Raw genomic sequence first — 13,778 nt, forward strand, 5'->3', positions numbered from 1 at the left:
CGCACCGTGTGGTGCGGGGCCCCTCTCACGTGGGTCGGCCGGTCAGCCCAGGAGACCGCCCACCAGGCCCGGCCGGCCGGTGGACGAGGAGCCGCCGGTGCCCGAGCCGCCGGACGAGCCCGTGCCGCCCGTGGCCGTGCCGCCGGAGGTGGGGCCGGACGTGGTGCTCGGCGCCTGGTTCTCCGGGGTGGACTGCTGGGGCGGGGCCTGGCCCGCGGTGCCCTGGGTCTGGCTGGGCGAGCCGCCGGTGACGGTGCCCGCGTCCCGGGTGGCGCCCGGCCTGGTCGTGGTGCCCGCGCTGGGGCTGGCCGAGCCGGCCGTGGCGCCCTGGGTGGGCGAGGTGGAGGCCGACGGGGTCCGCTTCTGCTGCCGCTCGCCGGGCTCGCCCGGGAGCGGGGAGCCGGGCAGCTCGTTGCGCGGGGCCTCGCCGGGGCCCGGGACGACGACCCGGTCGGCGTCGCGGACGGCACCGCCGAGCAGCGAGCCGACGAGCAGGGTGAGACCGGTCGCGATGGCCGTGACGAGGGCGCCCCGGCGCAGCACGTAGCGGCGCAGGTCCCAGATGGCGGCGCGGGGTCCGAGGCGCCGCCAGGCGCTGCCGGCCAGGCGGCCGTCGACGGAGTAGACGGGGGCGCCGGCGATGATCAGCGGGGACCAGGCGGCGAGGTAGATGATGTCGGGCGTCTCGTAGGCGGGGACGCTCTTCCAGCTGACGGTGACCAGCAGCGCGGCGGAGAGCAGGGCGCCGAAGGCCGCGGCCACGCGCTGCCAGCAGCCCAGGACCGTCAGCACGCCGACGATGACCTGCGCGAAGGCGATCACCAGGCCGGAGCCGACCGGGTGCTCCAGGGCGAACTGGCGCAAGGGCTCGGCGACTTCCCACGGATGCAGGGCGTTGAGCCACTTGACCATGGAGCCGCGCTTGCCGCCGTCGAAGTAGACGGGGTCGCACAGCTTGCCCATGCCGGCGTAGATGGAGATGAAGCCGAGGAAGACGCGCAGCGGGAGCAGGACGACGCCGAGGTTCATCCGGCGGCCCGGGTAGTAGGCGTGCCGCGCCGGGTCGTCGCCGTGCCGCCGGACGCGCCGCTCGGCCTCGTCCCCCTCGGCGGGGAGGTCCTCGAAGTCGCCGTGCGTGTAGGCGGGTTCGTCGTAGACGCTGCCGACCGTACGCATGGGGGGCAGCAGCCGGGTGCCGTCCGCGGGGTCGTGGGTGCGCTGCGGGCCGACGACGGGGGTCTCGACGGTCTGGGTGAGGTCGTCCTCGTAGCCGGTGGCGTAGCCCGCGCCCTCGTGACCGGTGTCCACGCGGGAGATGACCTGGGTGGCTCCGGCGTCGGAGGCGGGGTCATCGGCGTGGCGGACGCTCTCGTGCCGCACGGCCTGGAGGAGCCGGTGGGCGCCGGTGTCGTCGGGCGCGGATCTGCCGCTCCAGACGACGGGCCGGCGGCGGGCGGTGGCCCCGTCCGCCTCGCTCCCGGCGACGACGGGGATGCGGGCGGTGTCCTCGGTGGCGGTCAGATGCCGTGCGACCCGGCGGGACTGGACGCGACGCGTCGAGACGCCCAACTGCACGCGGAAACTCGCGTGATTGACGATGACCTGCGCCGGGTCGCTCGGCACCTTCACCATGCTCAGCGCGGGAGCGTCGTCGAGTCCCGACGAGCGGTCCCCCGTGGGTGTGCGGGGTGTTCTGGTGTCCACACTCATCTAACCGAGTGACGTCGGGATAGGACACTGCTTTGACTCGCCGGATCTGTCCGGACCCCGTCAAGCTTGTCCTCGTCGCCCCGATGTCCCCGGAATTAACCTGTTCGGGTGAGGTGCCGGACGTCTGTTCAGGCGCGTCGGCGGGCCGCCTCGTAGAGCACGATCCCCGCCGCCACACCGGCGTTGAGGGACTCGGCGCCGCCCGGCATCGGGATCCGCACCCGGAAGTCGCAGGTCTCCCCGACCAGCCGGGACAGCCCCTTGCCCTCGCTGCCGACGACGATGGCGACGGGCCCCTCCAGGGCTTCCAGCTCGGTCAGTTCGACGTCCCCGTCGGCGGCGAGACCGACGACGACGATGCCCGCCTTCTTGTACGCCTCCAGCGCGCGCGTCAGGTTGGTGGCGCGGGCGACGGGCGTCCGGGCGGCCGTGCCGGCGGACGTCTTCCAGGCACCGGCCGTCATCCCGGCGGCCCGCCGCTCGGGCACGACGACGCCGTGGCCGCCGAAGGCGGAGACGGACCGGACGACCGCGCCCAGGTTGCGCGGGTCGGTCACCCCGTCGAGCGCGACGATGAGCGGGTCCTCCCCCTCGTCGGCGGCGGCGTCGGCGAGGTCCTCGGGATGCGCGTACTCGTACGGCGGGACCTGGAGCACGAGCCCCTGGTGGTTCAGGCCGTTCGTCATCCGGTCGAGCTCGGGGCGCGGCGCCTCCATGAGGTTGATGCCGCCGCGCTCGGCGGCCAGTTGCAGGGCCTCGCGGACCCGCTCGTCGCTGTCGATGAACTGCTGCACGTACAGCGTCGAGGCCGGCACGCCCTCGCGGAGCGCCTCGACGACGGGGTTGCGCCCGACGACGAGTTCGGAGGTGCCCTTGCCGCGCGGGCCCTTGGTGCGGGTCTGGGCGCGGCGCGACTTGGCCTGCGCCGCGCGCTGCTTGGCGTGTCCCTTGCGCATCTCGGCGGGAGGCGTCGGGCCCTTGCCCTCCAGGCTCCGGCGCCGCTTGCCGCCGCTGCCGACCTGCGCGCCCTTCTTGCCGGACATGCGGCGGTTGTTTGCGGCCATGACCTACCTGTCTGTGTGAGCGTTCGTACGTACGTCTATGCAGTGTGCCGCCCGGAGGCCCGGGCGGCACAATCGATCACCGGTCGCGCCGGTCTCAGCGCGGGCCGAGGCTCCAGCGCGGTCCCTGCGGGCTGTCCTCGATGACCAGGCCGGACTGGCTCAGCTGGTCGCGGATGGCGTCCGCGGTGGGCCAGTCCTTGCGGGCCCGGGCGGCCTCGCGCTGGTCGAGGACCATGCGGACGAGCGAGTCGACCACGCCGTGCAGGTCGTCGCCGCGGTCGCTCTCCCCGGCCCAGTGCTCGTCGAGCGGGTCGAGACCGAGGACGCCGAGCATGGCGCGGACCTCGGCGAGCCGGGCCACCGCGGCTTCCTTGTCGTCGGCGGCCAGCGCGCTGTTGCCCTGGCGGACGGTGGTGTGCACCACGGCGAGCGCCTGCGGCACGCCCAGGTCGTCGTCCATGGCCTCGGCGAAGGCGAGCGGCACCTCGGCGGCGGGCTCGACGACGCCGGCCTTCTCCACCACGCGCTGCACGAAGCCCTCGATCCGCGCGAACGCCGACTCGGCCTCGCGCAGGGCCTCCTCGCTGTACTCGATCATCGAGCGGTAGTGCGGGGTGCCGAGGTAGTAGCGCAGCACGATCGGCCTCCAGCGCTTGGCCATCTCGCTGACCAGCACGGAGTTGCCGAGCGACTTGGACATCTTCTCGCCGCTCATGGTGACCCAGGCGTTGTGCACCCAGTACTGGGCGAAGTCGTCGCCGTAGGCCTTGGCCTGGGCGATCTCGTTCTCGTGGTGCGGGAAGACCAGGTCGAGGCCGCCGCCGTGGATGTCGAAGGCGGACCCGAGGTACTTGTGGGCCATCGCCGAGCACTCCAGGTGCCAGCCGGGACGGCCGCGGCCCCAGGGCGTCTCCCAGTCGGGCTCGCCCGGCTTGGTCGCCTTCCACATGGCGAAGTCGCGCGGGTCGCGCTTGCCGGAGACGCCCTCGTCGGGCTGGCGCAGGTCGTCGATGTCCTGGTTGGACAGCGCCAGGTACTCCGGGAAGGAGCGGACGTCGAAGTAGACGCTGCCGTCGGCGACGTAGGCGTGCCCGCGCTCGATGAGGCCGCGCATCATCTCGACCATCTCGGTGATGTGGCCGGTGGCGCGCGGCTCGTACGTCGGGGGCAGGCAGCCGAGGGCGCGGTAGCCGTCGTTGAACGCCCGCTCGTTCTCGTAGCCGATGGCCCACCAGGGGCGGTTCTGGTCGGCCGACTTGGCGATGATCTTGTCGTCGATGTCGGTGACGTTCCGCACGAACGTGACCTCGTAGCCGCGGTACTCGAACCAGCGGCGCATGATGTCGAAGTTCAGCCCGGACCGGATGTGCCCGATGTGCGGAGCGGCCTGCACGGTGGCGCCGCACAGGTAGATCGAGACACAACCCGGCTTGAGCGGGGAGAAGTCACGGATCTGCCGGGCGCTGGTGTCGTACAGGCGAATAGTCACGGTTCCTAGGGTAGTGGGCCGTGGGGGGTGGGTGGGGCCGTCCCTCACACCACCCGCACGACCAGGGCCGTCGCCACCGCCATCAGGCCCTCCCCGCGGCCCGGGAAGCCCAGGCCGTCCGTCGTGGCGCCCGAGACCGACACCGGTGCCCCGGCCGCCTCCGACAGGAGTTTCTGCGCCTCGTCCCGGCGCTTGCCGATCTTCGGCCGGGGACCCACCACCTGGACGGCGATGTTGCCGATCCGGAAGCCGGCCTCGCGGACGATCCGGGCCGCCTCGGTCAGCAGGGTCACGCCCGACGCGCCCGACCACTCGGGACGGCCCGTGCCGAAGTGCTGCCCGAGGTCGCCGAGGCCGGCGGCGGAGAAGAGGGCGTTGCAGGCGGCGTGCGCGACGACATCGGCGTCGGAGTGGCCGGCCAGGCCCGGGCCCTCGCCCTCCCACTTCAGGCCGGCGCACCACAGCTCGCGGCCCTCCTCGAAGGCGTGGATGTCGGTGCCGATGCCGACCTGGGGCAGGAGCGGTTCCTCAGAAGCCATCGTTGAGCCTCCTGCGGGCCAGGACCGCCTCGGCGAGGACCAGGTCCAGGGGGCGCGTGACCTTGAACGCCTCCTCGTGGCCGGGGACGGCCACGACCGTGAGGCCGAGCTGCTCGACCATGCCGGCGTCGTCGGTGACCTCGCCGGTCACCGTCTCGTGCGCCCGGACGAGCGTGGCCCGGTCGAAGCCCTGCGGCGTCTGCACCGCCCGCAGCAGCGCGCGCTCCGGCGTCGCGACGACCGGCTCGGGCTCTCCCGGCACCCGGGCCGGCTCGACCTGCTTGACCGTGTCGGCGAGCGGCAGCGCGGGGACCACGGCGGGGGCGCCTTCGCGGACGGCCTCGATCACGGCGTCGACCGTGTCGACCGGGACCAGCGGCCGGGCCGCGTCGTGCACCAGCACGATGTCGTGGCCGGGCGGCAGCGCGTCCAGGCCGAGCTTCACGGACTCCTGGCGGGTCTGCCCGCCGGGGACGACGAGGAAGTCCGTCCGCTCGGGCAGCGCGTGCGCGTCGAGCAGTGACTTGACCTCGGCGGCGCCGTCGGGCGGGGCCACCACCACGACCAGGGCGACGGCGCGCGAGGCGGCCAGCGCGCGGACCGCGTGGATGAGCATGGGGGTGCCGCCCAGCGCGCGGAGCGCCTTGGGGGCGCCCGGGCCGAGCCGTACACCCCGGCCGGCGGCCGGGATCACGGCCGCCGCGGAGGCCGCCGGCGGCGAGGGACGCGAATCGTCAGACATCGGTTCCTGTCAGGTTTGTGTGCTGGCCTGGCGTGGGTATGGCCTGGAGGAGTGCCGGGCGCGACGCGCTCGACCGGACCCTTCCGTGACGCTGGTCGAGCCGGCTGCCCGGGCCCGGCACGCCAGACAACCGGGTCGTGAGTGATAACACATCCCGGGCTGACGGCGCATCGGCGTCCGAGTACGAACATGCCGCAGCGCCCGGCGACAGGAAAGAGTCATCGGGCACCGCGGCATTTCGATGTGCAGGCGCTTGATCAGCTTTGATCAGCTGCCTTGATCAGCAGAGTGCTGAGCGATGCTGAGCGACGGGCTTCGCCTCAGGAGGCGAGAACCTCGTCGAGCAGGGCTTCGGCCTTGTCCTCGTTGGTGTTCTCCGCGAGGGCCAGCTCGCTCACCAGGATCTGGCGGGCCTTGGCGAGCATGCGCTTCTCTCCGGCGGAGAGTCCGCGCTCGCGCTCACGACGCCACAGGTCACGCACCACTTCCGCGACCTTGATGACATCGCCCGAGGCGAGCTTCTCCAGGTTTGCCTTGTATCGACGGGACCAGTTCGTGGGCTCCTCGGCGTACGGCGCGCGCAGCACCTCGAAGACCCGGTCCAGCCCGTCCTGACCGACCACATCACGCACGCCGACGAACTCCGCATTGTCCGCTGGCACACGTACCGTCAGGTCACCCTGGGCGACCTTCAGCACCAAGTAGGTCTTGTCCACGCCTTTGATCTGGCGAGTTTCGATAGCCTCGATCAGCGCGGCCCCGTGATGGGGATAGACCACGGTGTCGCCAACCTTGAACGTCATGTGACAGGTACCCCTTCCGTGGCTATCCAGGGTAACACGGAAACTGACGGTTCTGAATGGCGTTTTCGCAGGTCAGGGCATATCTCGGGGCTTGACAACTCCGACAGGAACGTGCTTCGGACAGGGAGTGGAAGAAGGTATTCGCAGGTCGGAGCGGCTGTCCGGGGTGAGGGAAACGCGTACGTTACACGCATCCGGAGCCCCCTCCAGACGGCCGAACATCCCCATATGTCCGGTTCCATGTGATCGACTTCCGCTACTCCGTTCGGTGGCCCGAGCGGGGTTCCGGTCGAATCAGGAATTGATCACGCCGCTCCGGGGCGGGCGGCCCGGTGATCAATTCCGAGGTCGTCCGCGCATTCCTTCACAGAAAATGCGCCCTGCCGTCCGGCGCTCTTATGTGAATGCCGGACGAGCACTCCGGCAATGTGACGCAGGAGTCATGTGTGACTCGCGAGACTCCTGTGACGGATGTGGGATGCGGGAGCGCCGGGGGGTCGGGTGCGGCCGTGCGGGGACGGCTCGGTAACCTGAGGCCTGCTGACAGACACTTAGGGCGGCTTTATCGGCCGCTCTGCTCGAGTCAAGGAGTTGCCGCCGCCGTGAGCAGCAGCCTTCGACGCGGCGCCCTCGCCGCTGCCGCCATCGCGTTCTCGATCGCCTCGCTCGCCGCGTGCGGAGCCGGCAACAACGCCCAGACCCTGGAGATCAAGCCGGACAACGCGGCGACGAGCGTCGGCGACATCAAGATCCAGAACGCGGTCGTGATCACGCAGCCCGACCTCGAGTCGACCGGCCCGGCCGCGATCGCCGCGACCTTCTTCAACTCCGGCACCACCGACGAGAAGCTGGAGTCCATCACCCTCCCGGGCACCGGCAAGACCGCCGAGCTCAAGCCCGCCAAGGGCGGCAGCCTCACCGTCCCGGCCGGCGGCTCGCTGGTCCTGGGCGGCAAGGACAACGCCACGGCGATGCTGCCGAGCAGCCGCGAGGCCGTGCAGGACGGCAACGCCCAGAAGGTCACCTTCACCTTCAGCAAGACGGGTGACGTGAGCCTGCGCGCCTTCGTCGTCCCGGCCGAGCACTACTTCAAGGAGTGGGGCCCGACCGAGGTCCCGGCCGCGCCGGGCGGCTCGGCGTCCCCGTCCGGTTCGCCGTCGGGCAGCCCCTCGGGTTCGCCGGCCGGCACCGAGAGCCCCGCCGCGGGCGAGACGCCGGGCGGCCACGAGTCGCCGGCCACGCCGACCGACGCGGCCTCCGCGAGCGCGACGGGCGGCGCCGGGCACTGAGCCCGCGGCCATCACAGCCGTAGCGAAAGGGCGGGACCCCTCCTTCTCGGAGGGGTCCCGCCCTTTCGTGGTGCCGGGGCCGGTCTACGGCTCGAACTTGTAGCCCAGGCCGCGGACCGTGACCAGGTAGCGCGGGGCGCCCGGGTCCGGTTCGATCTTGGCGCGCAGGCGCTTGACGTGGACGTCGAGGGTCTTGGTGTCGCCGACGTAGTCGGCGCCCCAGACGCGGTCGATGAGCTGCATGCGCGTGAGCACGCGGCCGGCGTTGCGCAGCAGCATCTCCAGCAGGTCGAACTCCTTCAGCGGGAGGTCGACCTTGGTGCCGCCGACGGTGACCACGTGCCGGTCGACGTCCATGCGGACCGGGCCCGCCTCCAGCGCGGCCGGGGTCACCTCCTCCGGCTCGCCTCTGCGGCGCAGCACGGCGCGGATGCGGGCGACCAGCTCCCGCGAGGAGAACGGCTTGGTGACGTAGTCGTCGGCTCCTATCTCCAGCCCGACGACCTTGTCGATCTCGCTGTCCTTGGCGGTCACCATGATGACGGGGACGTTGGAGCGGCCGCGCAGCTGGCGGCAGACCTCGGTGCCCGGCAGGCCGGGCAGCATCAGGTCGAGGAGGACGAGGTCGGCGCCGTTGCGCTCGAACTCGTCGAGTCCGTCGGGCCCGGTGGTCGCGACGGCGACCTCGAAGCCCTCCTTGCGGAGCATGTACGACAGGGCGTCGGAGAAGGACTCCTCGTCCTCGACGACGAGCACACGGGTCACGGAAGGACCTCCGGGGCGGGAAGCGTTTCGTACGCGGTGGAATCAGGGGATGTGGGAGTGGACCGCCCGGCCTCCACGTCGAGGCCCGCGCCTGGAGCGCGTTCATCTCGGGCGGGCTGCTGATGTGCGCGGTCGCGGGCCGCACCGGCCTCAGGCAGCCGCAGGGTGAAGGTGGAGCCCTGGCCTTCGGCGCTCCACACCGTGACCTCCCCGCCGTGCGAGGCGGCCACGTGCTTCACGATCGCCAGACCCAGCCCCGTACCACCCGTGGCACGGGAGCGGGCCGGGTCGACGCGGTAGAAGCGCTCGAAGATGCGCTCCTTGTCCTTGTCGGAGATGCCGATGCCCTGGTCGGTGACGGCGATCTCGATGTGGTCCCCGCCGGGCGCGTTCACCCTGCGGGCCGCTATGCCGACGCGGGTGCGGGCGGGCGAGTAGTTGACGGCGTTCTCGACGAGGTTGCCGAGGGCCGCGGCGAGCTGGCCGCGGTTGCCCCACACGGCCAGGTCGGCGGTGCCGCCGGCGGCCATGGTGATCTCCTTGCTGCCGGCCTGGTGCCGGCAGCGGTCGATGGCCTCGGCGACGAGCTCGTCGACCCGGACCGGCTCGGCGTCCTCCAGGGGGTCGTCGTTCTGCACCCGCGAGAGGTCGATGAGCTCCTGCACCAGGCTGGTCAGCCGGGTCGCCTCGATCTGCATGCGCCCGGCGAACCGCTCCACGGCCTCGGGGTCGTCCGAGGCGTCCATGACGGCCTCGGAGAGCAGGGAGAGGGCGCCGACGGGCGTCTTCAGCTCATGGCTCACGTTGGCGACGAAGTCGCGCCGGACCGCCTCGATGCGGCGGGCCTCGGTCAGGTCCTCGACGAGCAGCAGCACCAGCCGGGAGCCGAGCGGCGCGACCCGCGCGGAGACGGCCAGGGCCTCCCCGCGTCCGGTCCCGCGCCGCGGCAGGTCCAGCTCGACCTGGCGTATCTCCCCGTCGCGCCGGGTGTCCCGGGCCATCTGCAGCATCGGTTCGACGGCGAGCTTGCCGCCGCGGACCAGGCCGAGGGCGTACGCCGCCGAGCTGGCCTTGACCACGCCGTCCGCCTCGTCGAGCACGACGGCGGAGGACCTGAGGACCGACAGGACGGTGTCCACGCCCGGCGGGAGCACCGGGTCGGTGTGCAGGGAGGTACGTGTGGGGCGCTTCTGCTCGCGCTCGCTCCAGCGGAACGCCAGCATGGCGATGACGCCGGTGAGCACCCCGGCGATCGCAGCCGCTGCGGCGACCGCCGCGTTCACGTCCATGCACCCAGGTTAGGCATGGGTCGGGCACCGGCCACAGCCGTCGGGCTGTCGGCTCGAACACTCGTCGCCCAGAGTTCACCTTGGAGCCAGTATTGGTTCATTTGGGATGCCGGAAACGGACGCGTAGAGGCCTGAACGTGGGAGCGTGGGGTGCGGACCGTTGGTTATAAGACGGTCGTACCGCCGGTTTGTCGGTGGGCCCCGGCCCTTGGAACCCCCGACTTGAACGCACGAGAGGGACACCTGATGCGGGACGCGTACCACGAGGAACTGGACTCGATCAGCGACGGTCTGGTGGAGATGGCCCGGCTGGTCGGGTCGGCGATCGGGCGCGCCACGACCGCCATGCTCGACTCCGACCTGAAGCTCGCCGAGAACGTCATCGAGGCCGACCAGAAGGTCGACGAACTCCAGCACGACCTGGAGGCCCGGGCGATAGCCCTGCTGGCGCGGCAGCAGCCGGTCGCGACGGACCTGCGCATCGTCGTCACGTCGCTGCGGATGTCCGCCGACCTGGAGCGCTCGGGTGACCTCGCCCAGCACGTGGCGAAGCTCGCGCGCCTGCGCTACCCGGATCGCGCCGTTCCGAGCGACCTGCACGCCACCATCCTGGAGATGGGCCAGCTCGCCCAGCGCCTGATGGCCAAGGCCGCCGAGGTGATCATCACCAAGGACGTCGACCTGGCGCTCCAGCTGGAGCAGGACGACGACGCGATGGACCTGCTGCACCGCACCCTCTTCCAGCACCTGATGGACGACCGCTGGAAGCACGGCATCGAGACGGCCGTGGACGTCACCCTGCTGGGCCGCTACTACGAGCGGTTCGCCGACCACGCGGTGTCGGTCGCCAAGCGCGTGGTGTACCTGGTGACGGGCGAGCACGCGGACGAGCTCCAGACGGATGTGCAGCCGGAGATCCAGGCGGTCCCGGGGGCGGAGAGCGCCTGACCACCCGTCCTGCCAGGGCGTGAACGGGCCGGGCGGGGATCGGCCGGGGCGCGCGGGCGCCTCTGTGCGCCGTTGATGCGCCCAGCGGAACGGGCGTCCAATGGGCTCAGGCACCAGCCTTGAGGAGGGACCCATGGCCGAATCCCCCAGCGTCACGCCCGACCCCACGCAGGAGCGCGAGACCGAGCAGCCCGCCGAGATCAGGAGTCTGCCCCTGGTCGCCGCGTGCGGCTGCGGCTCGGGCTGCGGCTGCGGGTGCCAGTCGGGCAGCCCCTGCCAGTGCGGCTGACGCCGGCACGATGTTCGTACGACCTGTGGGGCCCCGGCGGTGCGCCGGGGCCCCACGGCGTTGCGGTCGCCTGCGGGACCGGACGGGCGGAGCATGGAAGGTACGGGGTGACGGGGGTGCAGGGCCATACGGAGTTCCGTGCGGAGTGCCGTACGGAGTCCTGTACACAGTGCCGTACCGGGAAGGAGGCACGGGCCATGGCCAAGTTCATGGATGTCCACCACAGCATGAAGGGCATCACGGAGGATCAGCTGCGCGAGGCCCACAACGCGGACCTCGCCATCGAGAAGGAGGAGCAGGTCCACTTCGAGAGGGCGTGGGCCGACCCGGAGTCCGGCGTCGTCTACTGCCTCTCCGAGGCACCCTCGGCCGAAGCGGTCCAGCGCATCCACGAGCGGGCCGGGCACAAGGCGGACGAGATCCATCCGGTGCCGTTGACGGTGCAGTGAGGCGAGGTGAGGGCCCGGCCTTACGCCGAGGCGCGGTGCTCCGCCCGGGTCAGTGACCTGACCTGCACCGGCTGACCGTGGGCGGGGACGCGCGTGGTGCGCTCGTGGGCCATGCCGAGCTTGGCCATGACGCGTGCCGAGGCGTGGTGGTCGACGTGGCAGATGCTGACGACGCGTTCCAGGCCCACCTCGTCGAAGGCGAACGCCAGGACCTCCCTGGCCGCCTCGGTGGCGTAGCCCCGGCCCCAGGAGCGGCGCCGCAGCCGCCATCCGATCTCCACCGCGGGCATGATCTCGGGCAGGTAGCCGGGGATGCTCAGCCCCACCCAGCCGATCAGCTCGCCGGTCGCGGTCTCCTCGGCGGCGAACAGGCCGTAACCGCGCTCGTCCCAGGCCGCGCGGGCCCGGGCCAGCGCGGCGGCGGTCCGTTCACGGGTGCCGGGCGAGCCGTCCCCGATGTACCGCATGACCTCGGGGTCCGCGTCCAGCTCCGCGAGCGGGTCGAGGTCGGCGTCCGTCCACTGGCGCAGCCGGAGCCGCTCGGTGTGGCGCTCGGGGTGCCGGCCGGCTCCGTAGATCACTGCCCTACCCGGCCGTCGATGCGTTCGCGCAGGAGGTCGGCGTGGCCGCAGTGCCGGGCGTACTCGGCGATCTGCGCCACGAGGACGTCGCGCAGCTGGTGCTGTCCGCCGGGTTCCGGGCCGAGGTCGGAGTGGCCGGCGTTGTGCGTGCCGAGGTCGGTGACGCCGGCGAGGTAGCGGTCGGTGCGTTCCACCTCGGTCCGCCACTGCCGCCAGGCCTCGTCCACGACCGCCTGGTCGGCGACCGCGCCGTTGAAGTCGCCGTCGCGGTCCTCGTCGGTGCGGTACAGCTTCGGCGCGTCCTCGCCCGCCATCACCCGCCGGAAATGCCGCTCCCCGTCGGTGAGGTGCCGCACCAGACCGAGCAGGGACATCGTGGACGGCGGCACGGATCGCCGGGCCATCTGCTCGGCGTCCAGGCCCGCGCACTTCATCTCCAGGGTGAGGCGGTAGGCGCGCAGGTAGTCGAGCAGGATGCCGCGCTCGTCGAGGGGCTCGCCGTCGCTCCCGCGGGGGTCGCTGGTCTCGCGCGGGTCGTCGTCCGGGTCGACCCACATGTCGGGGTACACGGTCGACTTCGTCCACCGGGCCGCCGCTTCTTCGCCAGCGGGTTGGGGGGCGGTGGTGTGGTCGGGATCAGTGGTGTGCTCACGCGAGACCATGCGGGCATCGTGGACCGGGCGGAAGTGGGCCCGCCACCGAATATCGGGACGCGTATCCCTCAGGGGTATCAGTCGCGCAGCAGTCACGCGTATCAGTCACGCGTAACCCATGGCCGGGATGACACCGTCGAGTGTTCGCTCCACGAACTCACGCGTCCGGCGGTCGAATTGGCCGTGACGGTGTTCCAGCCTGTGCGACTGGAACGTCGACCTGGTCGCGAAGTCGTCGACGCCGAGCCGTTCGAACAGGGCGCGGCGCTGCCCGGGCCAGTCGGCCGCGAGGTCCTCGGCCTTCACCTCCACGTACCGCCTGCTCGTCAGATCGGCCGTGGCGCTCCAGGCGAGCCATCGGTCGTAGACCGGTCTGAGCCATGCGAGCGCGCCGTCGACCGTGGGCGGTGCCCAGGGCTGGTCGACGTGTGACGCGACCACCGCGACCGGGTGGCGCTTGATGTGGACGATGGTCGCCTCGGGGAAGATCTCCCAGAGGAAGTCCATGTACAGGAGGTTGAACGGCGTCTTCTCACACCAGGTCGGCTTTCCCGCGTCGGCAGCCGCTCCGCCGAACATCGTGGTGACCGCGCGACGAAGGATCCCGATCAGTTCGCGCCGGTCGCCGAAGTACCTCGGGATCGCCCGCCGGTGACTCTGGGGCTCGAACGGCCCGGCAGGCCAGTCGCCGTGCCCGGCCCCTGCCGCAGGAACGGACTCGTCGAACGTACAGGCGACGAGCTCCGACCACAGGCGTCCCACGGCCTCCCAGTAGTGCCGCTCGCCGATGGCCGTGGGCACGGTGTGACCGCGATCGACGTCACGCCTGCCGGCCAGACGCACGGTCAGCAGCTCGCTCAGCCTGCGCAGGGCGTCGTCCCCGACGAAGGGGTCGTAGCGGCTCGTGAGCGCGTCCGCCAGGTCCCGCAGGCCACCCGGATCGACGAGGAACCGGGTCTCGATCGGAATCCTGTGGATGCGCGGATGCTCGCCGATGATGTCCGCGAGCTGCGACGTTCCCGAGCGACCCGTACCCGCGACGAAGACCGGTGAGGGGGCAGTCATGGCGTTCAGCCAAGCCGCGGCAGTGCGCTCGCGCAAGGGAATTATCCCGCTTGCCCGATTCCGTCGGCAGGGCACACTCGGGCGCACCGAGGGCTGCCGGCCG

Annotated in this window: 15 protein-coding genes; 4 read left to right on the top strand and 11 right to left on the bottom strand. The window is 71.7% G+C overall.

The window, feature by feature from the left end:
* Positions 1-42: 42 nt before the first annotated feature.
* The 6 genes from ABZ948_RS16325 to ABZ948_RS16350 all read right to left on the bottom strand — a co-directional run bounded on the left by ABZ948_RS16325 (position 43) and on the right by ABZ948_RS16350 (position 6,347).
* Positions 43-1,710, bottom strand: a complete 1,668-nt coding sequence (locus ABZ948_RS16325; protein WP_359760033.1) for a DoxX family membrane protein — start codon at positions 1,708-1,710, stop codon at positions 43-45.
* Positions 1,711-1,838: 128 nt separating this feature from the next.
* A complete protein-coding gene (gene rlmB / locus ABZ948_RS16330) occupies positions 1,839-2,774 on the bottom strand; it encodes a 23S rRNA (guanosine(2251)-2'-O)-methyltransferase RlmB (RefSeq protein ID WP_359760035.1) in 936 nt (311 codons plus the stop codon).
* A gap of 94 nt (positions 2,775-2,868) precedes the next feature.
* Entirely contained in the window at positions 2,869-4,263 is a 1,395-nt protein-coding gene (gene cysS / locus ABZ948_RS16335; protein WP_359760037.1) for a cysteine--tRNA ligase, read from the bottom strand.
* A gap of 44 nt (positions 4,264-4,307) precedes the next feature.
* Complete coding sequence (ispF, locus tag ABZ948_RS16340) at positions 4,308-4,802, bottom strand: 2-C-methyl-D-erythritol 2,4-cyclodiphosphate synthase (RefSeq protein WP_359760039.1); 495 nt, start codon at positions 4,800-4,802, stop codon at positions 4,308-4,310.
* Positions 4,792-5,544 (bottom strand): 2-C-methyl-D-erythritol 4-phosphate cytidylyltransferase, encoded by a 753-nt coding sequence (gene ispD, locus ABZ948_RS16345; protein WP_359760041.1) that lies wholly within the window; start codon positions 5,542-5,544, stop codon positions 4,792-4,794. The genes ispF and ispD overlap by 11 nt, the downstream gene beginning before the upstream one ends.
* 320 nt (positions 5,545-5,864) lie before the next feature.
* A complete protein-coding gene (locus ABZ948_RS16350) occupies positions 5,865-6,347 on the bottom strand; it encodes a CarD family transcriptional regulator (RefSeq protein ID WP_003953493.1) in 483 nt (160 codons plus the stop codon).
* 602 nt (positions 6,348-6,949) lie between these two features.
* Between ABZ948_RS16350 and ABZ948_RS16355 the strand changes: the two genes are divergently transcribed.
* Positions 6,950-7,636, top strand: a complete 687-nt coding sequence (locus tag ABZ948_RS16355; protein WP_359760043.1) for a copper chaperone PCu(A)C domain-containing protein — start codon at positions 6,950-6,952, stop codon at positions 7,634-7,636.
* A gap of 84 nt (positions 7,637-7,720) precedes the next feature.
* On the opposite strand, the gene phoP is transcribed toward ABZ948_RS16355, so the two are convergent.
* Both phoP and phoR read right to left on the bottom strand, forming a co-directional pair.
* Positions 7,721-8,392, bottom strand: coding sequence for a two-component system response regulator PhoP (gene phoP / locus ABZ948_RS16360; RefSeq protein WP_465270560.1), 672 nt, complete (start codon positions 8,390-8,392; stop codon positions 7,721-7,723).
* Between the two features lie 5 nt (positions 8,393-8,397).
* Positions 8,398-9,690, bottom strand: a complete 1,293-nt coding sequence (phoR, locus tag ABZ948_RS16365) for a two-component system sensor histidine kinase PhoR (RefSeq protein ID WP_359760045.1) — start codon at positions 9,688-9,690, stop codon at positions 8,398-8,400.
* Between the two features lie 246 nt (positions 9,691-9,936).
* On the opposite strand from phoR, the gene phoU reads away from it, so the two are divergent.
* The 3 genes from phoU to ABZ948_RS16380 all read left to right on the top strand — a co-directional run bounded on the left by phoU (position 9,937) and on the right by ABZ948_RS16380 (position 11,376).
* The gene (gene phoU, locus ABZ948_RS16370; protein ID WP_359760257.1) at positions 9,937-10,638 is read left to right on the top strand and encodes a phosphate signaling complex protein PhoU; all 702 of its coding nucleotides are present in this window, start codon (positions 9,937-9,939) and stop codon (positions 10,636-10,638) included.
* Between the two features lie 133 nt (positions 10,639-10,771).
* Positions 10,772-10,927 (top strand): hypothetical protein, encoded by a 156-nt coding sequence (locus ABZ948_RS16375; RefSeq protein WP_359760047.1) that lies wholly within the window; start codon positions 10,772-10,774, stop codon positions 10,925-10,927.
* A 197-nt stretch (positions 10,928-11,124) separates the two neighbouring features.
* The gene (locus ABZ948_RS16380) at positions 11,125-11,376 is read left to right on the top strand and encodes an SCO4226 family nickel-binding protein (RefSeq protein WP_359760048.1); all 252 of its coding nucleotides are present in this window, start codon (positions 11,125-11,127) and stop codon (positions 11,374-11,376) included.
* A gap of 20 nt (positions 11,377-11,396) precedes the next feature.
* Here the strand turns inward: ABZ948_RS16380 and ABZ948_RS16385 are convergent, their stop codons facing one another.
* From ABZ948_RS16385 to ABZ948_RS16395, 3 genes are all read right to left on the bottom strand, one after another.
* Positions 11,397-11,957 carry a GNAT family N-acetyltransferase gene (locus tag ABZ948_RS16385; RefSeq protein WP_359760050.1) on the bottom strand — a complete coding sequence of 187 codons (561 nt, stop codon included), beginning with the start codon at positions 11,955-11,957 and terminating at the stop codon, positions 11,397-11,399.
* On the bottom strand, positions 11,954-12,514 hold the full coding sequence (locus ABZ948_RS16390; protein ID WP_359760259.1) for a DinB family protein: 561 nt from the start codon (positions 12,512-12,514) through the stop codon (positions 11,954-11,956). Before ABZ948_RS16390 ends, ABZ948_RS16385 begins: the two co-directional genes overlap by 4 nt.
* A gap of 201 nt (positions 12,515-12,715) precedes the next feature.
* On the bottom strand, positions 12,716-13,675 hold the full coding sequence (locus tag ABZ948_RS16395; protein WP_359760052.1) for a sulfotransferase family protein: 960 nt from the start codon (positions 13,673-13,675) through the stop codon (positions 12,716-12,718).
* Positions 13,676-13,778: the final 103 nt, after the last annotated feature.

This window comes from Streptomyces olindensis (assembly GCF_040645895.1).
GTDB lineage: Bacteria > Actinomycetota > Actinomycetes > Streptomycetales > Streptomycetaceae > Streptomyces > Streptomyces olindensis.

What these genes read in the sequence shown, in the direction of transcription:
- ABZ948_RS16395 (WP_359760052.1), bottom strand. Translation starts at nt 13,675, where the DNA reads ATGACTGCCCCCTCACCGGTCTTCGTCGCGGGTACGGGTCGCTCGGGA.
- ispD (WP_359760041.1), bottom strand. Translation starts at nt 5,544, where the DNA reads ATGTCTGACGATTCGCGTCCCTCGCCGCCGGCGGCCTCCGCGGCGGCC.
- ABZ948_RS16380 (WP_359760048.1), top strand. Translation starts at nt 11,125, where the DNA reads ATGGCCAAGTTCATGGATGTCCACCACAGCATGAAGGGCATCACGGAG.
- ABZ948_RS16325 (WP_359760033.1), bottom strand. Translation starts at nt 1,710, where the DNA reads ATGAGTGTGGACACCAGAACACCCCGCACACCCACGGGGGACCGCTCG.
- ABZ948_RS16350 (WP_003953493.1), bottom strand. Translation starts at nt 6,347, where the DNA reads ATGACGTTCAAGGTTGGCGACACCGTGGTCTATCCCCATCACGGGGCC.
- ispF (WP_359760039.1), bottom strand. Translation starts at nt 4,802, where the DNA reads ATGGCTTCTGAGGAACCGCTCCTGCCCCAGGTCGGCATCGGCACCGAC.
- rlmB (WP_359760035.1), bottom strand. Translation starts at nt 2,774, where the DNA reads ATGGCCGCAAACAACCGCCGCATGTCCGGCAAGAAGGGCGCGCAGGTC.
- phoR (WP_359760045.1), bottom strand. Translation starts at nt 9,690, where the DNA reads ATGGACGTGAACGCGGCGGTCGCCGCAGCGGCTGCGATCGCCGGGGTG.
- ABZ948_RS16390 (WP_359760259.1), bottom strand. Translation starts at nt 12,514, where the DNA reads ATGTGGGTCGACCCGGACGACGACCCGCGCGAGACCAGCGACCCCCGC.
- phoU (WP_359760257.1), top strand. Translation starts at nt 9,937, where the DNA reads ATGCGGGACGCGTACCACGAGGAACTGGACTCGATCAGCGACGGTCTG.
- ABZ948_RS16375 (WP_359760047.1), top strand. Translation starts at nt 10,772, where the DNA reads ATGGCCGAATCCCCCAGCGTCACGCCCGACCCCACGCAGGAGCGCGAG.